Source organism: Limnothrix sp. FACHB-881 (genome assembly GCF_014698135.1).
Classification (GTDB): domain Bacteria; phylum Cyanobacteriota; class Cyanobacteriia; order CACIAM-69d; family CACIAM-69d; genus CACIAM-69d.
Genome location: NZ_JACJSN010000019.1, coordinates 1 through 20227 on the forward strand (window position 1 = coordinate 1; position 20227 = coordinate 20227).

General features: G+C 59.8%; 17 protein-coding genes and 2 pseudogenes. 12 read left to right on the plus strand and 7 right to left on the minus strand.

Annotated elements, in window-relative coordinates:
* From H6G52_RS15345 to lptC, 3 genes and pseudogenes are all read left to right on the plus strand, one after another.
* Positions 1–117 (plus strand): annotated as a pseudogene (locus tag H6G52_RS15345) (IS1 family transposase); the annotation flags it as partial.
* Between the two features lie 8 nt (positions 118–125).
* Positions 126–608: pseudogene (locus H6G52_RS15350) on the plus strand (NYN domain-containing protein); the annotation flags it as partial.
* 279 nt (positions 609–887) lie between these two features.
* Positions 888–2603 (plus strand): LPS export ABC transporter periplasmic protein LptC, encoded by a 1716-nt coding sequence (lptC, locus tag H6G52_RS15355; RefSeq protein ID WP_158234545.1) that lies wholly within the window; start codon positions 888–890, stop codon positions 2601–2603.
* Between the two features lie 59 nt (positions 2604–2662).
* Here the strand turns inward: lptC and H6G52_RS15360 are convergent, their stop codons facing one another.
* From H6G52_RS15360 to H6G52_RS15370, 3 genes are all read right to left on the minus strand, one after another.
* Positions 2663–2932: a hypothetical protein gene (locus H6G52_RS15360; protein WP_190529470.1), complete on the minus strand. Its 270-nt coding sequence runs from the start codon at positions 2930–2932 to the stop codon at positions 2663–2665.
* Between the two features lie 208 nt (positions 2933–3140).
* Positions 3141–4304: a pyridoxal phosphate-dependent aminotransferase gene (locus H6G52_RS15365; protein WP_190529472.1), complete on the minus strand. Its 1164-nt coding sequence runs from the start codon at positions 4302–4304 to the stop codon at positions 3141–3143.
* A 96-nt stretch (positions 4305–4400) separates the two neighbouring features.
* Positions 4401–4634 (minus strand): hypothetical protein, encoded by a 234-nt coding sequence (locus H6G52_RS15370; protein WP_190529538.1) that lies wholly within the window; start codon positions 4632–4634, stop codon positions 4401–4403.
* A 128-nt stretch (positions 4635–4762) separates the two neighbouring features.
* Here H6G52_RS15370 and H6G52_RS15375 point away from each other — a divergent pair, with 128 nt between their 5' ends.
* The 4 genes from H6G52_RS15375 (at position 4763) to H6G52_RS15390 (ending at position 11495) form a co-directional block, all read left to right on the plus strand.
* Complete coding sequence (locus tag H6G52_RS15375; protein ID WP_370567183.1) at positions 4763–5902, plus strand: pentapeptide repeat-containing protein; 1140 nt, start codon at positions 4763–4765, stop codon at positions 5900–5902.
* A gap of 91 nt (positions 5903–5993) precedes the next feature.
* Positions 5994–6956 (plus strand): OmpA family protein, encoded by a 963-nt coding sequence (locus H6G52_RS15380; protein ID WP_190529474.1) that lies wholly within the window; start codon positions 5994–5996, stop codon positions 6954–6956.
* 107 nt (positions 6957–7063) lie between these two features.
* Complete coding sequence (gene fmt, locus H6G52_RS15385) at positions 7064–8077, plus strand: methionyl-tRNA formyltransferase (protein ID WP_190529476.1); 1014 nt, start codon at positions 7064–7066, stop codon at positions 8075–8077.
* 142 nt (positions 8078–8219) lie between these two features.
* Positions 8220–11495 carry an ATP-binding protein gene (locus H6G52_RS15390; protein WP_190529478.1) on the plus strand — a complete coding sequence of 1092 codons (3276 nt, stop codon included), beginning with the start codon at positions 8220–8222 and terminating at the stop codon, positions 11493–11495.
* A 29-nt stretch (positions 11496–11524) separates the two neighbouring features.
* On the opposite strand, the gene H6G52_RS15395 is transcribed toward H6G52_RS15390, so the two are convergent.
* On the minus strand, positions 11525–11872 hold the full coding sequence (locus H6G52_RS15395; protein ID WP_190355827.1) for a hypothetical protein: 348 nt from the start codon (positions 11870–11872) through the stop codon (positions 11525–11527).
* A 152-nt stretch (positions 11873–12024) separates the two neighbouring features.
* Here H6G52_RS15395 and tmk point away from each other — a divergent pair, with 152 nt between their 5' ends.
* The 5 genes from tmk to H6G52_RS15420 all read left to right on the plus strand — a co-directional run bounded on the left by tmk (position 12025) and on the right by H6G52_RS15420 (position 16884).
* Entirely contained in the window at positions 12025–12777 is a 753-nt protein-coding gene (gene tmk, locus H6G52_RS15400) for a dTMP kinase (protein WP_242026428.1), read from the plus strand.
* A gap of 95 nt (positions 12778–12872) precedes the next feature.
* The gene (locus H6G52_RS15405) at positions 12873–13859 is read left to right on the plus strand and encodes a DNA polymerase III subunit delta' (RefSeq protein WP_190529480.1); all 987 of its coding nucleotides are present in this window, start codon (positions 12873–12875) and stop codon (positions 13857–13859) included.
* A 246-nt stretch (positions 13860–14105) separates the two neighbouring features.
* Entirely contained in the window at positions 14106–14792 is a 687-nt protein-coding gene (locus H6G52_RS15410; protein ID WP_190529482.1) for a GerMN domain-containing protein, read from the plus strand.
* A gap of 57 nt (positions 14793–14849) precedes the next feature.
* On the plus strand, positions 14850–15296 hold the full coding sequence (locus H6G52_RS15415; RefSeq protein ID WP_099532875.1) for a GFA family protein: 447 nt from the start codon (positions 14850–14852) through the stop codon (positions 15294–15296).
* A gap of 112 nt (positions 15297–15408) precedes the next feature.
* Positions 15409–16884, plus strand: a complete 1476-nt coding sequence (locus H6G52_RS15420) for an MFS transporter (RefSeq protein ID WP_190529484.1) — start codon at positions 15409–15411, stop codon at positions 16882–16884.
* On the opposite strand, the gene modB is transcribed toward H6G52_RS15420, so the two are convergent.
* The 3 genes from modB to H6G52_RS15435 are packed head-to-tail and all read right to left on the minus strand — an operon-like array spanning position 16856 to position 19929.
* Positions 16856–17539: a molybdate ABC transporter permease subunit gene (gene modB, locus H6G52_RS15425; protein ID WP_190529486.1), complete on the minus strand. Its 684-nt coding sequence runs from the start codon at positions 17537–17539 to the stop codon at positions 16856–16858. The two genes, H6G52_RS15420 and modB, sit on opposite strands and share 29 nt — an antisense overlap.
* Positions 17536–18372, minus strand: coding sequence for a molybdate ABC transporter substrate-binding protein (modA, locus tag H6G52_RS15430; RefSeq protein WP_190529488.1), 837 nt, complete (start codon positions 18370–18372; stop codon positions 17536–17538). The genes modB and modA overlap by 4 nt, the downstream gene beginning before the upstream one ends.
* 60 nt (positions 18373–18432) lie before the next feature.
* Complete coding sequence (locus H6G52_RS15435) at positions 18433–19929, minus strand: glycosyltransferase family 2 protein (protein WP_190529490.1); 1497 nt, start codon at positions 19927–19929, stop codon at positions 18433–18435.
* Between the last annotated feature and the right edge of the window lie 298 nt (positions 19930–20227).

A 20227-nucleotide genomic window follows, 5' to 3' on the forward strand; every position in this document is an offset into this window, starting at 1 on the left:
TATTTCAACTGGATTTGGCAGCATAGTCGTTTCAAAACCACGGCTGCTGAACGAGCGGGATTAGCGACTAGGGCATGGACTTGGCATGACATTGCTACCTATCCCACATTAATCTGATTCACTACCAAATCGACTACACCAAACTGCTTTGCCGCCTGACCGCCGGATCGCGGCTGTTGCGATCGTTCTTTTACACCGGGGTCGATCGCACCAATGAAAAGCAACAGGGCTTTTTGTTGTGGATGCGGCGCAATGGTTATCGGGTGGTGGCCAAGGACTTGGTGCAACTCCCCGATGGGTCTAAAAAGGCCAACCTCGATGTGGAAATCGCCGTGGACATGATGGCGCTGGTGGGTTCCTATGACACGGCCATTTTGGTCAGTGGCGATGGGGATTTAGCCTATGCGGTGGATGCGGTTAGCTATCGCGGGGCCCGGGTGGAAGTGGTCAGCTTGCGATCGATGACCAGCGACAATTTAATCAACGTGGCCGATCGCTATATTGATTTGGATGCCATCAAGGACGACATCAAAAAAAGCCCCCGCCAAGGCTACACCTACCATCCCTTACCGCATGCGGATGAAGAGCGTTTAGAGAGAGAGAGCTAAGCTTGCGCCCCATTGCAACCCTCAGTTGCGATACGCATGGCAGCCCGCTGGGGCCCAGCCCCGCAAGAAACTGACCTTGGCAATCCCGTCCCTGCCCGTTCGCCTTTAGAATTGCGGTTGACGATCGCGGTTTTTCGATCCCCAGCGATCGCCCATGGGCTAGCCCCCTCGGCCACGATCGAGCCGAATTCAACCCCAACGAATTCAGCCGGATCCAACCCAGAATCCAACCTAGGGGCCAACCCAAGATCAGACTCAGGATCAACCGCTGCTGCACCTATGAGCTTTCCAACTCGCGCTATTCGGGGACTGGTCGCCCTTGCACTGATTGCCGGCCTGAGCACGGCCTGTGGCAATCGCAACCGAGGGGAGGAACGAATTGCCGCCGACACGAAGGCCGCAGAGGATTTCCAAGGAGACTTGGTGTTTGATAACTTGACCCTGAACCGAGCGGACAAGCAGGGGCAGGTGTTGTGGGAAGTGCGGGCCAACCAGGCACGCTATTCTCGCGATCGCAAGCTGGCCAAATTGTCAGACGTGAAGGGCAAGCTGTTCCAGGATGGCAAGGTGGTCTATGAGATCACGGCCAAACAGGGGGAAGTGGAACAAAACGGGCAAGTTTTGAAGGTTTCCGGCAACTTACGCGCCAAGGATTTGCGGGAAAAGATGGAATTCCAAGGCGGTTCTGCCACTTGGGAACCCGCAAAGTTCCAACTGCAAATGAAGGGCGGAGTAACGCTGAATCATCCCCAAGCCAAGATCCAATCCCAGGAGGCGGTGGCGTTTAGTCGCGATCGCCGGGTAGAGATGGTGCAGGCGGTGAAGCTGGTCTCCAAAGATCGCCAGATGAAGTTGGACAGCGATCGGCTGATTTGGCAAATGAAGGCCGATGAGCTACAGGCGATCGGGAAGGTGGTGGCCACCGGCAGCAAGCCCGAGATGAAGCTGACGACCGATCGACTGGTTTGGCAACGCAAAAAACAGGTCAGCGAGGCGATCGGGAATGTGGTCGCCGTCCAGAACAAGGGAGCCAACCGGCTGACGGCCGATCGGGTGTTGTGGCAAATGAAAGACCAAGTGGCCCAGGCAGAGGGCAAGGCCGTTGCCACCGGCCAAAACCCACCGATGCAACTGCGGGCCGATCGAATCATTTGGCAAATGAAAGACCAAGTGGCCCAGGCGATCGGCAACGTGGTGGGGGTGCGCCAGGATCCCGCCGTGCGTGTGCAATCCCAGCGGGTGGTGTGGCAACAAAAACCACAACTGGTTAGCAGCGACACCCGCACCATCATCGAGCGGTTTAACTGTGCGGGCGGTCGCTGTGTCATTTCCGATCGGGCCGTGGGCAACTTGGTAGATGTGAGCTTGAAGGATCGCGTTGCCTTTTTGCGTAACCAAGCCCAAGTCAGCACCGGCAATCCTGGGGTAGACGTGGCCAGCGATTCCCTGATTTGGCAATTCCAAGCCCAGTCCCTGACGGCCGATCGCCCTGTGACGGTCTACGAACGACAACAGCAGGTGGTGTTAAACGCCGATCGGGGATTCATGGATCTCAAAAACCAAAATGCCGAAATGTTGGGCAATGTGCGCGGTGTGTCCCGCCTCCGCAGCGCCAACCTCAGCAGCGATCGGCTGATTTGGTCTATGCGCGATCAGCAACTCCAAGCCTTTGGCAATGTGTTTTATCAACAGGCCAACCCCTTCCTCATTTCCCGGGGTAACTACGGCGTGGGTTCCATGAAAGACGGCGCAATCTTCCTGCAATCCGGGGGCAACAGCCGCGCCCGATCGACCTTCTTCCCGGAAAATCTCCAGGCCGCCGCTTCCCCTGCGCCCGCACCCAGTCCCGTCGTTGGTGCGCCCGCGCCGGGGCCCGCTGCCACGCCCGTGGGCCCGCCGCCCATTCCCAGCACCTTGCCGCCCATTCCGCCGGCCCTGTTGGGGACAGAAACCGGCATTTTTGAAGATCCATTCTCGAACCTGTTTGGCCCCTAGGATCGATCCGCAGAATCCACGATCCTGGGTTCGATCGCCCGTTCAGGATCCACAAAACCTCAGGCGGGCCCATCCTCAGCCCGATCGCCCGATCGATCCACCAGCTCCCGCAACTTGCCCAGTTCCCGCAACAGCACCGTCGTGGCCAACTGTTGCTGCTGAATGGTCATCACCACCAAACCGGTTAAAAGACCCACATAGAAATTTTCAGCACCAAACCCAAAGCCCACCCCCAAAGACAAAGCCACCAATAGCCCCATGGCAAACTCTCGCCGGTCTTTAGGGGTCGCCAACTGCCAAATTTGCAAAGGATTGGTGGTGCGGTTCATAGCTGTTCGGAAACTGAATGGTGTTCGGAAACTGAACTGTTGATTAATCCTGAAACGGTGAATCACGCGATCAACCCATCTCAAGCAACCGTCAAACATCCAGCAGCCCAGACAGCCAGACACTCAGCCATTGATTCCCCCCGGCACTGAATCCCCCAATCAAGCTATGACCGAAGATTCAGCGCCCTGATTGAACGCTGATGGCCGCCTACTGCAAAGAAGCCACAAATTTATCCAGTCGATCCATACCCCGCAAAATCGTATCCAGATCCGTGGCATAGGACAGGCGGAAGTTGGCATCTGAGCCAAAGGGCAAGCCGGGAATCGTGGCCACTTGGAACTCCTCCAGGAGGCGCTGGCAAAACTCGATCGACCCGAGGCCCAACTGCGCAATATTCGGGAACAGATAAAACGCACCTTCCGGCTCTGAGCAGGTGATCCCCGGCAAGGCCCGAATCCGTTCCAACATCACCGATCGCCGTTTCGTGAAGGCCGCCAACATTTCCACCACGCAGTCTTGGGACTCTTCCAGGGCCGCCACTGCCCCAAACTGGGCGAAGGTACAAACATTGGAAGTGGCATGGCCCTGAATGGTGGCCACGGCGTTAATGAGGGCATGGGGCCCCGCCAGGTAGCCCACCCGCCAGCCGGTCATGGAATAGGCCTTGGCGAACCCGTTACAAACCAGGGTGCGATCGAACATGCCCTCCACGGCCGCAATGCTCAGGTGCTCGGCCCCGTCGTAGAGAATTTTTTCGTAAATTTCATCGGACACCACCGCAATATCCGCTTCGATCACCACCTGGGCGATCGCCCGAATTTCGTCGGGGCTGTAAACCTTGCCCGTGGGGTTTGATGGCGAATTCATCACCAGCAGCTTGGTGCGCGGCGTAATCACCGATCGCAACTGTTCCGGCATAATCTTGTAGCCCGTCTCCTCGGTGGTGGGCACAATCACCGGCTTGCCCCCCGCCAGCACCACCATCTCCGGATAGCTGAGCCAGTAGGGCGCGGGAATAATCACCTCATCGCCCGCCTCAATCATCGCCATCATCAAACCGTAGAGGGCATGTTTGCCCCCGTTGGTGACAATCACCTGCTCCGGTTCATAGGGCAATCGGTTATCACGGTTCAACTTCTGGGCGATCGCCTGGCGCAGGGCCGGTTCCCCAGCCGCCGGGCCATAGCGAGTTTTACCTTCATCCAAAGCCTTTTGGGCTGCCGCCACCACATGGGCCGGAGTGGGGAAGTCTGGCTCCCCGGCGCTGAAGCTACAGACATCCAGGCCGCTCGCTTTCATGGCCTTCGCCTTGGCAGTGATGGCGAGCGTGATGGAGGGGGTGACTTGTCCGACCCGCGCCGCTAGTTTCATGTTTCTCGGAAGTTCACATTAGGGATGACTGCCAGATCAGGCGTTGCCAAGGTTGCCGGTCGGCAGCGCTACAAGCTCGTGGCTGGCGTTAATGGTCTAGTCTCTCAGGGAACTGTAGCCTGCGTCAAAATCAATTGCTACCGTTTTAAAGAAGTTTTGGGGCCATGATTGGCCCTTGGCATTTTGGAAATTGCAGAGTTCAGCCAACATGGAAAATGTTTGAGCGTATTCCATGCGCTCTTGTCGCTCGTACCAAGCTTGCGTCCGTAACTCTTGCTCAGGCGTTGGATAGAAACAATACCAATCAGCCTTTTCAGGCTTTTCAGCCATAACCTTACATTTCAATCCTTACATTTCAATCGATATATCGATATAGCGTAGGATGTCGAGCAAGGAGCCGTGGCATGAGCTTATCTGTTGAAAAATCGGAGGGGGGAATCGGGACGGGTGGTCGATCGATGCTGGTCGATCGCATTGCCTCACCCCTATCCCGCACCCTGACCACGGTGGTTGTCCCCACCACGATCGCCCTGTTAGCCATGGGGCTAATTTCCGGCAATCTCTGGCTGGGGTTAATGGGTGGCTTGGGAGCCTTGGGCACGGGTCTGTGGTTGCTCACGCCGTTCCGCAGCCAGCTCTGGACTCAACTGATCCCCGTCTCCTGGCGCGTGCCGATCGCGGGGGCCTTGGGGTCGATCATTGGGGTCTTTGGGTTGCTGCTGTTGTGGGGCACGGAGCGATCGCAAGGGGAACAGGGAACCCGCCTCAGCATCAATTGGGATGCGGTGGGAGCCATCAGTGAAGCCCTGGGAGCCTTGGGCCAAATTGCGATCGCCGTGTTGGCGGTCTATGTGGCCTGGCAACAATACGTGCTCTCGCGGGATTTAACCATTCAGCAAAACCGGATTACCCAACAGCAAACCATCGATGCCTATTTCCAAGGCGTGTCCGACTTGGCCTTGGATGAGCAGGGTTTTTTGGAAGATTGGCCCCAAGAACGGGCGATCGCGGAAGGCCGCACCGCCGCCATCCTGGGCAGTGTGGATGCGGAGGGCAAGGCCAAAATTGTGCGCTTTTTGTCCCAAGCCAAGCTGGTTACGCCCCTCAAGCGCGATCGCCTGCTGGGTCGGCCCATCTTGGACGGTTCCGGCGGCTATGAAGAAGATCGGGCCCGGGGCGTGCGGGTCATTGACCTGGGCGTGATGTTGGCGGGGGCCGACCTTCAAGGCACGGATCTGCGGTGGGTTGACCTGGGGGAAACGAACCTGGTGCGAGCCGACCTCAGCGGTTGCAACTTAACCCGGGCCAACCTCAGCCGCACGATTCTATTTGAGGCCAATTTGCGGGGAGCCGACTTGAAGGGAGTCAGGCTGTTCTATGGCAACTTGGAAACCACCACGCCCCGATCGCGCGAGGACGACGAAGCCAACTACCAAACCGGCGAAGGCACAGGAGCCGTGATTGAAAATGCCGACTTGAGCGGCGTGGTTGATCTTTCCGAGGCCGATCGGGTCTATTGCTGCATGTGGGGCGGGGAACGCACACGCGGCACAATTCCCGGCGGCTGCGAAGGGATTGAAAACAAGCTCGGGCGCTAGGCCCAGCAAAGAACCAGCCTAGAATGGAAACAGTCCCGTCTGGTTCATCTCCCGGTCAACCTCAAGGTCAAGCCATAGGACGTTTTGAGTTTTGCAATCGCCGTTTGAACTACCGCCCACCCCAGATCCCCAACCCAATCGGAACCGATCGCGCCGGCCCGGTCGTCCTCCGGCTCGATCGCGCCGGCCGGGCCCTTGGGGTTGGCTTATCACCCTGTTGCGGCTGGCCCTGCTGTTGGGACTGGGGATTGCAGGGGTTTTGGGCGGGGTAGCTGCCGCTCGCTGGGTTCCGGGAACGATCACCAGCACCCCACCGCTGGAATTGGCCCTGCGCCAGTTGGATCAATGGTTAACCCGTTGGCCCCGCTCGCCCGGCCCGCTCACCTTACCCACAGTCCCCATTCCCAGCCCCAGCCCAACCCTGAGTGCATCGCCGGTTCCAGCCGCCCCCCTCAGCCCCGATCGACGCAAGGCCCTGCAAACCCAACTGCAAGCCCTCGAAGCGGATCTGAACGCCCTGATTGGGGAGGCCACGGCCATTGAAGGGGAGTTGGGCAATCGCAATCCCACGGGGCCGATCGAGCAACGGGTGCAGGCGATCGCCCAAGCCCTGAACAGCACGGGAGCCAATCCCCGCAGCCCGTCATCTCCTACCCAGAGCGTCCCGACCCAAACCACCCCCACCCAAACCGCCGGCCGCCTCACCATCGCTCTCCCGACGGATTTGTTGTTTCAGGACAATCACAGCAACCTGCAACCGGCAGCCGGAGCCATTCTGGATACCATTGCCGCCGACTTGCAAAACTACCCAGGCGCAACCGTGCGCATTGCCGGCCACAGCGACGCGATCGGGGATCCGGTGGCCAACCGAGAATTAACCCTGCGCCGGGCCAAGGCCGTGGGTCAATACCTGGCCGATCGGCTCACGGGCCCCTACCGTTGGGTTACGGCCGGCTTCGGAGCCAGTCGGCCCCTCACGCCTGACCCGGATCCCGCCAGCCAGCAACGCAATCGACGAATTGAAATTGTGATTGAACCGTTGCTGAACCCCTGATCGGCACCCCCGATCAGCATCCCTGATCGGCCCGCTGGTCACGGTGTTTGGCTTGCGTTGGGTTCAGGATCGATCGCCCCTCCGACCGTTTTGTTTTTCCTATCACCATGCGGCTTGTCTTTTTCGGTACTCCCACCTTTGCGGTTCCCAGTTTGCAGCGCCTGATCAATGAGCCAGATTTTGAAGTCCTGGCCGTGGTGACCCAACCCGATCGACGGCGGGGACGGGGCAGCGACCTGATTCCTTCTCCGGTGAAGCAACTGGCCCTGGCGGCGGGCATCCCGGTTTGGCAGCCCGATCGGGTCAAAAAAGATCCCGAAACCCTCGATCGCCTGCGTGCCACCCAAGCCGATGCCTTTGTGGTGGTGGCCTATGGACAACTGCTGTCGGCGGAAATGTTGGCCATGCCCCGGTTGGGTTGCATCAATGGCCATGGCTCCATCCTGCCGGCCTATCGCGGCGCGGCCCCGATTCAGCGGTGCTTGCAAGCGGGCGATCGCCTCACGGGCATTGTCACCATGCTGATGGATGAAGGGATGGACACGGGCCCCATGTTGCTGCGGGGCGACACCCCGATCAACCTCCTCGACAACGCCCAAAGCTTGGCGGAACGACTGGCGGCGATCGCGGCGGATCTGTTGCCCCCCACCCTGCACGGTTTGGCCGATGGGTCGCTGCAACCCCAAGCCCAACCGGCCGGAGCCACCCACGCCCCCCCAATCAAAAAAGAGGAATGGGCGATCGACTGGTCGCACTCGGCTTTGGCCATCCATAACCAAGTGCGGGCCATGATCCCCAACGGCCACAGCCAGTTGCGCGGCAACGGCCTGAAGCTATTGGAAACGGCCCCTTTGGGTGCAGCATTTTGGTCTCAATTACCCGAGAGTTTTGGTTCCCTCGCCGCCCAATGGGAGAATTTACAGGCCCAGTGGCAGGCGATCGCGGGGCCACCCGGAACGATCGTTGGCATTCTCAAGGGATGGGGGCCCGTGGTGCGCACTGGGCAAGATTACTTGCTGTTGCGCCAATTGGTGCCTGCGGGCAAACGGCCGCAAGCTGGCTGGGACTTTGCCAACGGCCTGCACCTGCAACCCGGCGAATGTTTAGGCCCCGATGCTTGAGTTTGGGTGCGATCGATCAATCGCCTTGGCTGCAATTTCGGCCCCAATTTGGACTTACCCAAGTTGACCTTACCCAAGGTGGCCTCGGCCTCAAATGCTGATTACCCCCTTGCTTGCGCCTCGGCCTTAGAGGAGAGCACGATTGAGACCAACCGCCCCCGAGTCGCCATCCCAGGTTCGATCGCAGACCACCGCTCCTTCGGCGGGCGGCGGTTGGGCGGTCTCCCTGCGGTGGCTGATCATTGTGCCGTTCGTGATCCAATTGGTGCTGGTGGTGGGGGCGATCGCCTACTTAGCCCTCCGCAGCAATCGCACCGTTGCCACCGAAAACACCAAGCAACTGCTGCAAATGAGCAGTCAGCAGGCCAATTTACAGCTCACCAACCTTTTTCGTACCTACAACACCGTTGCCCAACTGCAAACCAATGATTTTCTGACGGGGCAATGGCCCCAAGAGGATTGGCGGGCGATCGAACAATACCTCTGGCGACGGTTGCGGGAGTTTCCCGACTTGGGCCAGTTGGTTTATAGCGACCCCCAGGGGAATTTGCGCGGGGTGTCACGGTTAGGGGGGTGGCGGCGCTTTGCCAACGGTCAAAGTCATAACCAAAGTGTCTGGCAATGGTCCGTGAGCGATCGGGGACATCCAGCCGGTCGCCCTCGGCTCTATTGGACCAGCGAACCCCAATCCCAGGCTTGGTTTAACGCGGCGGTGGGGGTTGGCCAGCCCACCTGGAGCAGCTTGGATCAGCGCCAGCAAAACCGCAACTGGCAATGGAGCGCCGATTGGGTGATGCACTATGCCTGGCCGCTGTATGACGATCGCTCCGGCCGGTTGTTGGGGGTGTTTAGCGCCAACTTGAACCTGATGGCCGTGGGGCAATTGCTGCGATCGATTCCCCTACCGCCTCAGGGCCAGGTTTTTGTGTTCACCGATGAGGGGACGGTGGTAGCCACCTCCAGCGATCAGTTGCCCTATCGGGTGGAGCAGCGGGGCGAACTAAACCAACTGCACCCCTTGTCCTTGCAGAGCTTCCCCGATCGCGCCATCCAAAGCGCGGGCTACTACCTGCTCGATCGGTTCGGGGGATTTCGCTATCTGCCCGATCGCTCCAGCCAGCTCTATCAATTTCACGGCAAGCGCTACCTGCTGCACCTCAAGCGCTGCAACCACCCCACGACCCCCGATTGGTGGATTGCAGTGTTGGTTCCCGAATCGGCCTTTCTGAGCGATGTGCAAGAAACCGCCGAAATTATGTTGCTGTTGGCCGGCACGGCGCTGCTGTTGGCCATGGGGATTGGGTGGTGGACGGTGCAGCAGGTTTTGCGCCCCCTGGAGCAACTGAACCAAGCCACCCGCGCCGCCGCCCGCATCCAGTTTCAGCCCGTAGACAGCAACACGGGGGTGCAAGAGTTTGATGCCTTGGCCCAAACCTTCAACGCCATGGCGGCCACCCTGCGTTTGTCCTTCAGCGCCCTCCAAGACAGCAAAAGTCACTTAACCCAAGTGCTGGAGTCGCTGCCGATGGGGGTGTTGGTTTTGAGCCAAGACGGTTCCTTGCAGTACGTTAATTCCGTGGCGGGGGGCCTCTTGCAACTGCCGATCGGGCTGCAACCGTTGGGGCGCACCTGCGAAACCTTGCATCACCGTCTGTTCTTGGCCGGTAGTGAGGCCCCGTTTCCCGTACAACAGTTACCGGGAATCCTGGCCCTGGAGGGAAAAACCGTTGCACCCACGCGGCTGGATGTGCAGCAAACCCACGGCCGTCGCCTGCCCTTGGAGGTGTTGGCCGTGCCGCTGTTCGACAGTGAGCAGGCCGTGACCGGGGCGATCGTGGTGTTACAGGACATCACCGATCGCAAGGTGACTGAGGAATTGTTGGTGAGCTACAACCAAAACCTGGAACGACAGGTTTCGGAGCGGACGGCGGCCTTGGCGGTGGCGAATCACCACTTGGCGGCGGCCCGGGACGCGGCGGAACAGGCCAACCGTGCCAAGACGGTCTTTTTGGCCAATGTGACCCATGAGTTGCGCACGCCGCTCCACGCCATCTTGGGATTTGGGCAACTGTTGCGATCGCGCGTTTTGGGTCTGATTTCCGCCCCCATGGATCCGGCTCTGGAACATCTGGACGCGATCGCCCGCAATGGTTCCTACCTGCTGCAACTGATTGATGATTTGCTCTCGATCGCCCGTGTGGAAACGGATCATCTGGAACTGGAGCCGATCGATTTTGACCTGTTGGCCCTGCTGAACGACTTGCATGAAATTTTTGAGATGCGATCGCGCAGTGCCCGTATCCATTTCCAAATGGTCGTGGCGGGCACGATTCCCCATTGGGTGAAAGGTGATGGCCGGCGGTTGCGGCAAATTTTAACCAACTTGCTCGATAACGCCTTCAAATTCGTTGGGATGCCCGGCCAAGTCACTCTCTCTGTTGATTTAGGCGAAGGTGACCTGCTTGTTTTTGAAATTAGCAACACCGGAGAAGGCATTCACCCCGAGGAAATGCCTGACATCTTTGAACCCTTTGTGCAGGCCAAGGCCGGCCGTCGCCTGCGCCAAGGCACGGGATTGGGCTTGGCGATCGGGCAGCGGCTGGCCCTGCTGATGGGCGGTTCTTTGGTGGCGGAAAGTCGTCCGGGCATCCTGACCATTTTTCGGCTGCAAGTGCCCTTGCCCCGCCTGGATGGCCTGTTGGCGCATCCGGAGCCACCGGTTCGTAAACCCCTGGCCCTGCTGGAGTCTGCGCCGCCCGAACCCTGGATTGGGCGCTTGTTAATTGTGGATCCCCTGCGCGATCGGGGCCAGGCCTATGTGAACTATCTGAAGCAGGTGGGTTTGGAAAGCCAATGTGTTCATCACGGGTGGGATGCCTTGCGCCAATGGACTTCCTGGCAACCGCGACTGCTGTGGGTGGATCTGCGGCTACCGGACGGGGAAGGGCTGGCCACGGTTCGCCGCATCCGGGCGATCGAGCGCAAGAACCTGGTGCATCGTCCCTGTGCGATTGTGGCCATTGCCCCCAGTCCCCAAGATCACCATTGTTTGCAAGAGCTGGACTGCACCTTGCTGCCCAATTCGCCCCCGCTCTGTCCTCTGCTGTTGGATCTGATTCGCGGCCTGCTGGCTCCCCAGGGCCCCATCTGCCCGATCGCCGTGCCCGTGGCTCCGCATTCAGTGCCCGATGGCCAACCCAGCCTGAACCTGCGCGATCGGTTTGCGGAACTGCCGATCGAGTGGCGCTTGGCGTTGGACTTAGCCGCCCGCAGCGCCGATGAAGATCAGGTGCGCACGCTGCTCACGGAGTTACCGCCCGACTATCACGACCTCTGCCAGGCGATCGAGGACTTGCTAGAAAATTTCCAATTAGAACAAATTGCCGATTTGGCGCAACCGCCAACCTTCGCTCCTTAAGGCACGATCGCCCGGATTGCCCGGATTGCCTAGCCCGTGACACTACTCAGCAGTTCCAGCAAACCGCTGTCCTGTAAGGTTTGGCCAATTTGCTCGGACATTTGCCGACAATGATTATTTTGCTGAAGGGCCAGCTCTTCATTCTTGACAATCAGGTTTAAGCGAGTGCGATTGCGAACTTCATCGGCGCGATCGATCACCAATTCCACCGTCACCAAACGGTAATAGGACACTTTGCCCGGTCGTTCACGCGCAAGGAGATAATCAACGGTTTTGTGGACGACGTTGAGACCGCAATCGGTCAGCGAGGGTTCAAGCTGGCCAAGCAGTTGATCTGACGGCTGTGAAAAGGAAAATAGACAGGTATAACGAGCCATGAAGATTCGATTGCGTGAAACTGCGTAGAACCGCGTCCAACCCTATAATACCCAAGCGCTTTTGCTCTCGACTGTGGACTTGGGGCCCGGAACCAAGGGATCGTTAGCAAAACAGAACCAGATCCCAAGGGTTTTGCTTAGGGAAGCTGGCGATGGGGACGGAAACAGTTGTTATGGGATTGGACACCATGCCGCGATCGGGTCTGTCACCACTGGATTTATCACCGACAGTTCCGACAAATCCGGGCCGGTTGGTCACCTTTGAAGGAATTGACGGCGCAGGCAAAACCACCCAACTGGAGCAGGCGGTGGATTGGCTCAAGGCCAGCGGCATTCTGGGCGATCGCCCCTTGGTGGTGACGCGGGAGCCGGGAGGTACGGCCTTGGGTCAACAAATTCGCCATTTGCTCCTGTCGGGCGATTGGGAGGTAGCCGATCGCACAGAGCTGTTACTTTACGCGGCCGATCGGGCCCAGCATGTGGCGCAGGTGCTGCAACCGGCCTTGGCCGCCGGGGCATTGGTGGTGAGCGATCGATTTGTGGACTCCACCGTGGCCTATCAAGGTTTTGGCCGCCAGCAGGATTTAATCCTGATTGAAACCCTGAATCGAATTGCCACAGCGGGCTTAGCCAGTGACTTAACCCTGTGGTTCGATGCCTCGATCAACTGTTGCTTGGCCCGGCGGGCGGCGCGGCGGGGCCCGGCCGATCGCCTAGAACGCAGCGCGATCGAGTTCCATGAACGGGTGCGATCGGGGTTTGCAGCCTTGGCTGCTCAGGATCCCGATCGAGTGGTGCGAATCGCGGCCGATGGAGACCTGGCCGCCACCTTTGCCCAAACCCAAGCGGTGTTGACCGAACGCTTGGCCCGTTGGTGGCCGGTTCCAGTGCAGCCCGCGTTCTAATCGAACAGCCAGGGGAAGGCAGGTTGTTCATGCAGGTCATTGCGGCCGAGATCACAGGACGAGAACAAGGGGCCATGGGGATGGAGGCCGGTTAGATGCTAGAGCCAGCGACGATTCGGGCTGGGTTTGGGCCCCTGGTGGGCCAAGATTCGGTCATTGATTTTTTGACGATGGCGATCGCCCGCGATCGAATTGCGCCGGCCTATCTGTTTGCCGGGCCCGATGGGGTGGGGCGCAAGCTGGCGGCAGAATGCTTTGGCCAATGGATTCTTTGTCCGCCCGATCGCCCGGAATTGGCCGCCAGTTTGGGACGACGGGTACGCGAGCGAATGCACCCCGACCTGATTTGGCTGGAGCCAACCTACCTCGATCGGGGACAACTGATTTCCATCAGCCAAGCCCAAGCCAGCGGTCTGGAAAAGAAAACACCGCCCCAAGTTCGCCTAGAACAAATTCGCCAATTGGCCACCAGCCTCGGCCGGCCACCCATGGAAGCGCCCCGATCGTTTGTGGTGATTGAAGCGGCCCAAACCATGGCCGAAGGGGCCGCCAATGCCCTTTTAAAAACCCTCGAAGAACCGGGCCGCGCCACCATCATTCTGTTGGCTCCTGGCCCCGAAGCGATTTTGCCCACCTTGGTTTCCCGTTGCGCGCGGGTTTCCTTTCGCCGGTTGGCTCCCTCGGAGTTGCTCCAAGTGCTCGATCGGGCGGGCCATGGCGACTTGCGCAACGCTCCCGAAGTGTTGGCCTTGGCCCAGGGCTGTCCCGGCCAGGCGATCGCCCATTGGCAACGGTTGCAAACCCTGCCGCAGGACTTGCTCATGGCCCTGCGCCAACCGCCCCAGTCCGCCTTTGCCGCCCTGGATTTGGCCCGGCAGCTTGATAAGGCGATCGACCTGGAGCAGCAACTGTGGCTCGTGAACTATTTGCAACAAACCTGGTGGCAACAGGGCGATCGGCCTTGGCCCCAGCGAGATCGAACCCTGCGCCGTTTGGAAGCCCTCCGCAAGCAACTGATGGGCTATGTGCAACCTCGCTTGGCCTGGGAAGTGGCCCTGATGGAACTGGCCCAAGGAGCCTAATTTCAAGGGAGCATTCACGCCGACTTTTGAGGAGCGGCCTAGAATGGCCGTAACAGCCCGATCGCCCACTGCTGAACCCGATTGCCGACTCCCAAGTCGCCCCCAAATCACCGCCATCGAATGATCCGGGTTTCCATCCCCCCACCCAGAACAAGAGTTCAAGAGCCATTGCGCTAACAGTTTCCAGTGCGGTTCCAGGCTGGCTATGGGCCTTGCGTTAGCACCGCCTCAGGAGGTTTTGTCACCATGTCCGATCGTCCCCGTCGCAATCTACCCATCAGTCTTGTGGCCGCCGTTGGTTCAACGGCCGTGGCGGTGGGGGCCGGCGTTGCCTGGTGGAACGCTTCCATGGCCCCGGCCCCAACCCCCAGCCCTTCCGCCGCAACAACCATCCCCAGCCCCAGCCCTTCGGTGGCGGCCAGCGTTGCCCCTACGCCGCCCCCCAGCGCCGTGCCCCAATCACCAAAGGTAACTCCTGCCCCTGTGGCCACCGCCCCGATCGCTGAACAGTCCCAGGTCTATTGGCTGAAGGACACGGGAACCCATTTTGCGATGGCGGGTCAACCGGCCAAAACCGTGGCCAGCAGTGAGCCAGATGAGGTGCTGCGCGGGGCGATCGAGCAAGTTTTGGCCGGGCAACCCACCGACAACAACTTAAGCAGCGCCATTCCCATCAACACCAAGCTCCTGGACGTGATGATTGCGCCGGAAGGAGTGCGGGTGAACCTGTCGTCGGAATTCACCAGCGGCGGCGGCAGTGCATCGATGATGGGACGGTTAGGGCAAATTGTTTACACGGCCAGCACGTTGAATCCCGCTGCGAAGGTTTGGATTTTGGTGGAAGGTCAACCTTTGACGGTGTTGGGAGGCGAGGGCTTGGAAGTGCCGCAACCGATCGACCGGGCCACGTTCGATCGACAATTCAAGCCCTAGACTTCAAGCCCTAATTCAAGCCTTAGCAATCCGTTTTTTCTCGATCGACCATTCGCCATGACCCAAGAACCCAACCCCACAGCGGAGACTGAATCCAACCGTGACTCTGCCGTCACCTATGAGGGCGGTTGCCATTGCGGAGCGGTGCGCTTTCAGGTGCAGGGGCCATCACCCTTGCAGGTGCAGTCTTGCAATTGCTCCATTTGCGACAAAACGGGATTTTTGCATTTGCTCGTTCCCCGATCGCGCTTTCAACTGTTGCAGGGCGAAACGGCATTAACCACCTACACCTTCAACACGGGCACGGCCAAGCATTTGTTTTGTCGCACCTGTGGCATCAAGTCGTTTTATGTGCCCCGATCGCACCCGGATGGCTATAGCGTGAATGCCCGCTGCCTGGATGGAGTTGATTTGGCCGATCCGTCGCAGGTGTTGATTGAACCCTTTGATGGGCGCAATTGGGAAGCCAATATTGACACCCTGAGAGCGGCCACGGCGAATTAGCGTCAGAATTCAGCCCCGACGTTGAGGAATCAGTTAAGTCCATTGATCCAGGATCCATTGATTCAGGATTTTTGTTGCTGTGGGACTGATATGGGGCTGATGTGGGGCTGATATGGACGATCGCCCGGAAAGGTTCGCCAGGGGCCGAATCGATCGGTTAGACCGGAACTATCCGCGCGATCGCCCCCGAGGCGATCGGTCTTTGCCCTGGCCCCATCCCATGACCCAATCACCCGAGCCTGTCCCGAATCCCGAGCCAAAAGAGCCTGGGTTCGCTCAACCGGAATCCAATCAACCGGCATCCAATCAGCCTGAATCACATCAACCGGAACGCAACCTCCTGTGGCGGCCCGTGTTGGGATTGGCGGGATTGCAAGGAGCCATTTCCCTGGCTTGGGTGCTGTATCGGTTCTATTTACCCCAGTTGTTGGCGGCCGTGGGGTTGCCGGGGGTCAATCGGGCGGTGTTGATTTTGGAAGATGGCCTGGCGGCGGTGTTGGAGCCAGTGATTGGAGGCTTGAGCGATCGGGCGCGGTTGCGCGTGGGCAGCCGCTATCCCCTAGTGGTGGCGGGGGTGGGGCTGACGGTGTTGATGTTTGGGGCCATGGTGGCGGCGGCGTTGGGGCGCGGGGCAATCATTCAAGGCCTGTTGATGGTGACGGTGGTGCTGTGGGCGGTGGCCATGGCGGTGTTTCGATCGCCCGCGATCGCCCTCATTGGTCAATACGCCTTGAGCAGTCAACTGCCCCAGGCCAACAGCTTGTTGGTTTTGTCGGCGGGCTTGGTGGGGGCGGTGGCTCCCTTGGCTCGCGATCGCGTTTTGCAGTTGGGCCCGGCCTATGCCTTTGGGTTGGGATCGTTGGCCCTGGTGGCGGCGGCGGGAGTCTTGCAATTGGCGGGGCCCGATCGGGTCTTGGGAGCCAGCGCCGTTGCCCAACATCGTCCTGGGCCGATTCGGTGGGGAGAAGTGGTGCGGCTGTTGGGTTTGGGGGCGGCCGTGGGTTGGGGGCTGCGGCTGTTTTTTGGGATTGTGCCCGCTGCCTTGCAAAGCCAGTTGCCCCAATGGCCCGGCAGTGTGATTGGGTTGGGGGTGGGTCTGACGGTGGCGATCGGGGCGTTGGTGATGGGGCTGTTGGCGGGCCGGTGGGGCAATCGATCAGTGATGTTGGCGGGGGCGATCGCCTTGGGGATGGGGCTGCCAATGCTGACGCTGCCGCAATTGGAAATCATCACTTGGCCGCTGGCGTTGGTGATGATGGTGGCCTGGGCGGGGCTATTTAATGGGGGCATTCCGCTGGCGATCGACCTGATGCCCGATCGCGTGGGATTGGGAATTGGGTGCTTTTTCGGTGGTTTTGCGGCTGTCAATGCCCTGCTGAGTGCCACGGGGTTGCCGCTGCATCCTGGTCAGGCGGCGGGTTCCTTTGCGGTGGCGGCGGGTTGGTTAATCTGGTCACCCGCAGCGACGGGGCCGATCGAGCCGATCGAGTTCATCGAACCGATCAAATCACCGAATTCTGCAACCCATTCTGTAACGAATTCAGAACCCAACAATCCCCCTACCAAGGGCGACGGGCCGCTTGATTAAGCCCCACAATTGCCAGCAGGGCCATCGCGATCGATAACCACACCCACAGTTGGGCCCGGGGCCAGTCACCCGCTTCTACGGCGGCAAAAATGGCACTGGGAATCGTTTGGGTGCGGCCGGGAATGTTGCCCGCTAACATCACCGTGGCCCCAAATTCTCCGAGCGATCGCGCGAAGGCGAGCAAGGCCGCCGCCACCAAGCCCGATCGCGCCAGGGGCAACCGCACCCGCCAAAAAATTTGCCAACCATTCAGGCCCAAGGTGCGGGCCGCCCGCAACAGGTCAGGATCCAATTGCTCAAAGGTGGAAAGCAAGGTGCGATAGGCCAAGGGAAAGGCCACCACCGTGGCCGCCACCACCGTGCCCAGGGGCGAAAACACCACCGACACCCCGATCGATTCCAGAGCCAACCCGATCGGCCCCTGGCGACCCAACAACACCAACAGCCCAAACCCCACCACCGTTGGCGGCAACACCAGCGGCAACACTAACACCGTATCGATCGCACTGCGCCAGGGTTCCCGACAGGACAGCATCGCCCAGGCAATCAGCAAGCCCAAGCTCACGGCCAACCCGGTGGCCCACAGGGCCGCCCCCACGGACAAACTCCAAGGCGACCAATCCCACTGGGTCACCCAACTGGCGGGGCTGGTCATGAGTGGGCGGGCGATCGCTCAGGGGCAGCCACCGGATGCGGCAAGGGTGAAGCACTCCCCAAGCTCAGGGGCACAAACCCATAGCGGACAAAGATCGATCGGGCGGTGGGTTTCCCCAACCAGTCAGCAAATTGGCGAGCGGCGGCCGGTTGGCGCGTTTTGGCCATCACCGCGATCGGGTAAGTGATGGGCGGATGGGATCCCGGCGGCGCATCTCCCACCAACACCAAACCCAGTGGCGACTCAGTTGATCGACGCACATCGGAGGCATACACCACCCCCGCATCCGCATTGCCGGTCACCACCGCTGTCAACACCTGTCTGGCATCCTGGCCCAAAACCAACTTCGGTTGCACGGCTTTCCAAAGATCCAAAGACACCAATGTGGCGCGGGCATAGCGACCGACCGGCACTCGTTCCGGATCCCCGATCGCCAAAAATTTCACCTCCGGCCGAGCCACGTCTTGCCACTTGCGCAGGGGAACCCCGGGCCGGGCCACCAAGACCAACTCATTGGAGAGCAGATCTCGTTGGGTTGCCGGATCAACCAGGCCCGACCCCGCCAACTCCGCCATGGTTTTGGTATCGGCTGAAATGAACAGATCCACCGGGGCCCCTTGCAAAATTTGCTGCTTGAGCGCGCCGGAGGAACCGAAATTGAGGCTTAACTGCACCGTGGGTTCCACCAGGCGATATTCCGCTTGCAGGGTGGTGAGGGCAGGTTGCAAGCTGGCGGCAGCGGAAACGGTCAGGGTTTGTTGGGGTTTTGCTTGGCCATTGGGGCCGTTCAAGTCCACACGACATCCCGCCACCATTCCCACGATCAGACCCATGACCCAAAAGCGCCAATTTGCCAGCATATGCCCTCTTTAAGTGCGCCCTTAGTGCGCTGCCTAGGAATGGTCGGAGTCGAGATCATCTAGCTCGATCGCCAGTTCCCCGGAACCGGCGTGGGCCGTTTTCACCCATTTCAACTGCTTGGGCCGCACCGCAATCCGCAAACCCATGCTGGCAATGACGGGGAACCAGTGCAGCATATACACCAAACCCAAGGCGGTTTTGTTGAGGGTGCGCAACCAACTGACCAGGCGATCACCCCAATGGGTAGGCACTTCAGTCACCACTGCGATTCGACGCAACCCTAACACCATCCCCAAGGCCGAGAGCAACAGCCCCGCCGTGGCCAGCGGAGTCAGCACGGGCCCATCGCCCCGAATTCCGGCCACAACCCAGTCAGCCACAATCATTTGGGGAACGAGGTATTGGAATAGCAAAAACACAGCTAAATCCAAGGTTTTGGCGGCTCCACCGCGATTCCCGGCGATCGCCCGCCAATAGTCGAGATAGCGTTGGTAGCCCCCTTCGGCCCAGCGGTTCCGCTGATGCCACAGGGCCTTGAGGCGGGTCACACCCTCTTCCAAAACCGCCGGGAACATCAAGCATTCAATATCCCAACCGTTCAGGTGCAGCCGCACGGCCAAATCCAAGTCGTCGGTAATGGTGGCTTCGTTGAATCCGCCGCATTGTTCGAGGGCAGCACGCCGAATAAATTCACCATTGCCCCGCAGCTCACCCACGCCACCCAAGCGGGCCCGTTGTCCTTGGAGGTGGCTGTCGAGGGCCATTTCTGCCTGCTGACCTCGAATCCAAAAGTTGTCGCGATCGGGATGAACATCAAGGGCTTCCGCTTGCACAATCGCCTTGCGCAACTGCACCGCGCCAACGCTCGATCGGGCAAAAACTGGAACCACCTGCCGCAATAGCTCCGGCTGCATTTGAGCATCCGCGTCAAACACCACCAGAATTTCGCCCCGAGCCTGGGCCACGGCCGCATTCAACGCGCCGGACTTGCCGCCCCCGGCCCCCGGCGGCCGCCGCAAAACGCGCAATTGCGGATAAACCGTTTGCAGTTGTTGCAAAACCTGGGGCGTGCGATCGCTGCTGCCGTCGTCAATAATCCAAACTTCGTAGCGATCGGCTGGATAGTCGATCGCGCAGAGGCGTTTCACCAGCGCCCCAATCACCGCTTCCTCGTCCTTGGCTGACACCAACACCGCCACCGAAGGCCAAGCATCCGCCGCCCAAGCAACCGGCGATCGGGAAAGATCTGGGGCGATCGCCGCGCGTTGGTCGGTCGATCGCGCGGTCACCGCCGCCTGAGGAGCCGCCATCACCCGCAGCACATAGGCCCCCGCCAACACCGTCACCACCCACACAAAGGCCGGCCCCCAAGCCGCATAGTGCAACATCACCACCGTGGACCAGAGGGCGAAGAGAGCGGTGGCCGCCTTGCGCCGCCGCCCTTCGAGGCCACCGCTCCAATCCCACTGGCCGCCCGATTCCGCCGTGGTTCGATCGAGAGCATCCCGGTCAAGAAGTGGTTCCGTCATATGATTCAGGAAGATGGTGCAAGTAATGAGTTGGGGTTAATCAACGGCAATCTTCCCTAGCATTAGACCGCTTGCGGCCAAATCACGCAAGCGATCCATCCTACCAATTGGTGCAGTTTGGGCCCGGTGAATCAACGGTATTCTTACGACATTCTTGAGGAGTTTTTGAGGAGTTCTTGAGACCCCAACGCCCCTTGTTGAAGGGGTCTGGCTTGGCAATAATGGCAAATACGGCAATTGCCGATGGTTGACGGCCACGGCGCGATCGCCCCAATACTGTCACCACCCCCCATCGTCT

Coding starts and splice junctions, on each gene's coding strand:
- tmk (WP_242026428.1), top strand. CDS start 12,025: ATGGGGACGGAAACAGTTGTTATGGGATTGGACACCATGCCGCGATCG.
- H6G52_RS15420 (WP_190529484.1), top strand. CDS start 15,409: ATGGACGATCGCCCGGAAAGGTTCGCCAGGGGCCGAATCGATCGGTTA.
- modB (WP_190529486.1), bottom strand. CDS start 17,539: ATGACCAGCCCCGCCAGTTGGGTGACCCAGTGGGATTGGTCGCCTTGG.
- fmt (WP_190529476.1), top strand. CDS start 7,064: ATGCGGCTTGTCTTTTTCGGTACTCCCACCTTTGCGGTTCCCAGTTTG.
- H6G52_RS15395 (WP_190355827.1), bottom strand. CDS start 11,872: ATGGCTCGTTATACCTGTCTATTTTCCTTTTCACAGCCGTCAGATCAA.
- H6G52_RS15360 (WP_190529470.1), bottom strand. CDS start 2,932: ATGAACCGCACCACCAATCCTTTGCAAATTTGGCAGTTGGCGACCCCT.
- H6G52_RS15415 (WP_099532875.1), top strand. CDS start 14,850: ATGACCCAAGAACCCAACCCCACAGCGGAGACTGAATCCAACCGTGAC.
- H6G52_RS15375 (WP_370567183.1), top strand. CDS start 4,763: ATGCTGGTCGATCGCATTGCCTCACCCCTATCCCGCACCCTGACCACG.
- H6G52_RS15405 (WP_190529480.1), top strand. CDS start 12,873: ATGCTAGAGCCAGCGACGATTCGGGCTGGGTTTGGGCCCCTGGTGGGC.
- H6G52_RS15370 (WP_190529538.1), bottom strand. CDS start 4,634: ATGGCTGAAAAGCCTGAAAAGGCTGATTGGTATTGTTTCTATCCAACG.
- H6G52_RS15365 (WP_190529472.1), bottom strand. CDS start 4,304: ATGAAACTAGCGGCGCGGGTCGGACAAGTCACCCCCTCCATCACGCTC.
- lptC (WP_158234545.1), top strand. CDS start 888: ATGAGCTTTCCAACTCGCGCTATTCGGGGACTGGTCGCCCTTGCACTG.
- modA (WP_190529488.1), bottom strand. CDS start 18,372: ATGGGTCTGATCGTGGGAATGGTGGCGGGATGTCGTGTGGACTTGAAC.
- H6G52_RS15410 (WP_190529482.1), top strand. CDS start 14,106: ATGTCCGATCGTCCCCGTCGCAATCTACCCATCAGTCTTGTGGCCGCC.
- H6G52_RS15435 (WP_190529490.1), bottom strand. CDS start 19,929: ATGACGGAACCACTTCTTGACCGGGATGCTCTCGATCGAACCACGGCG.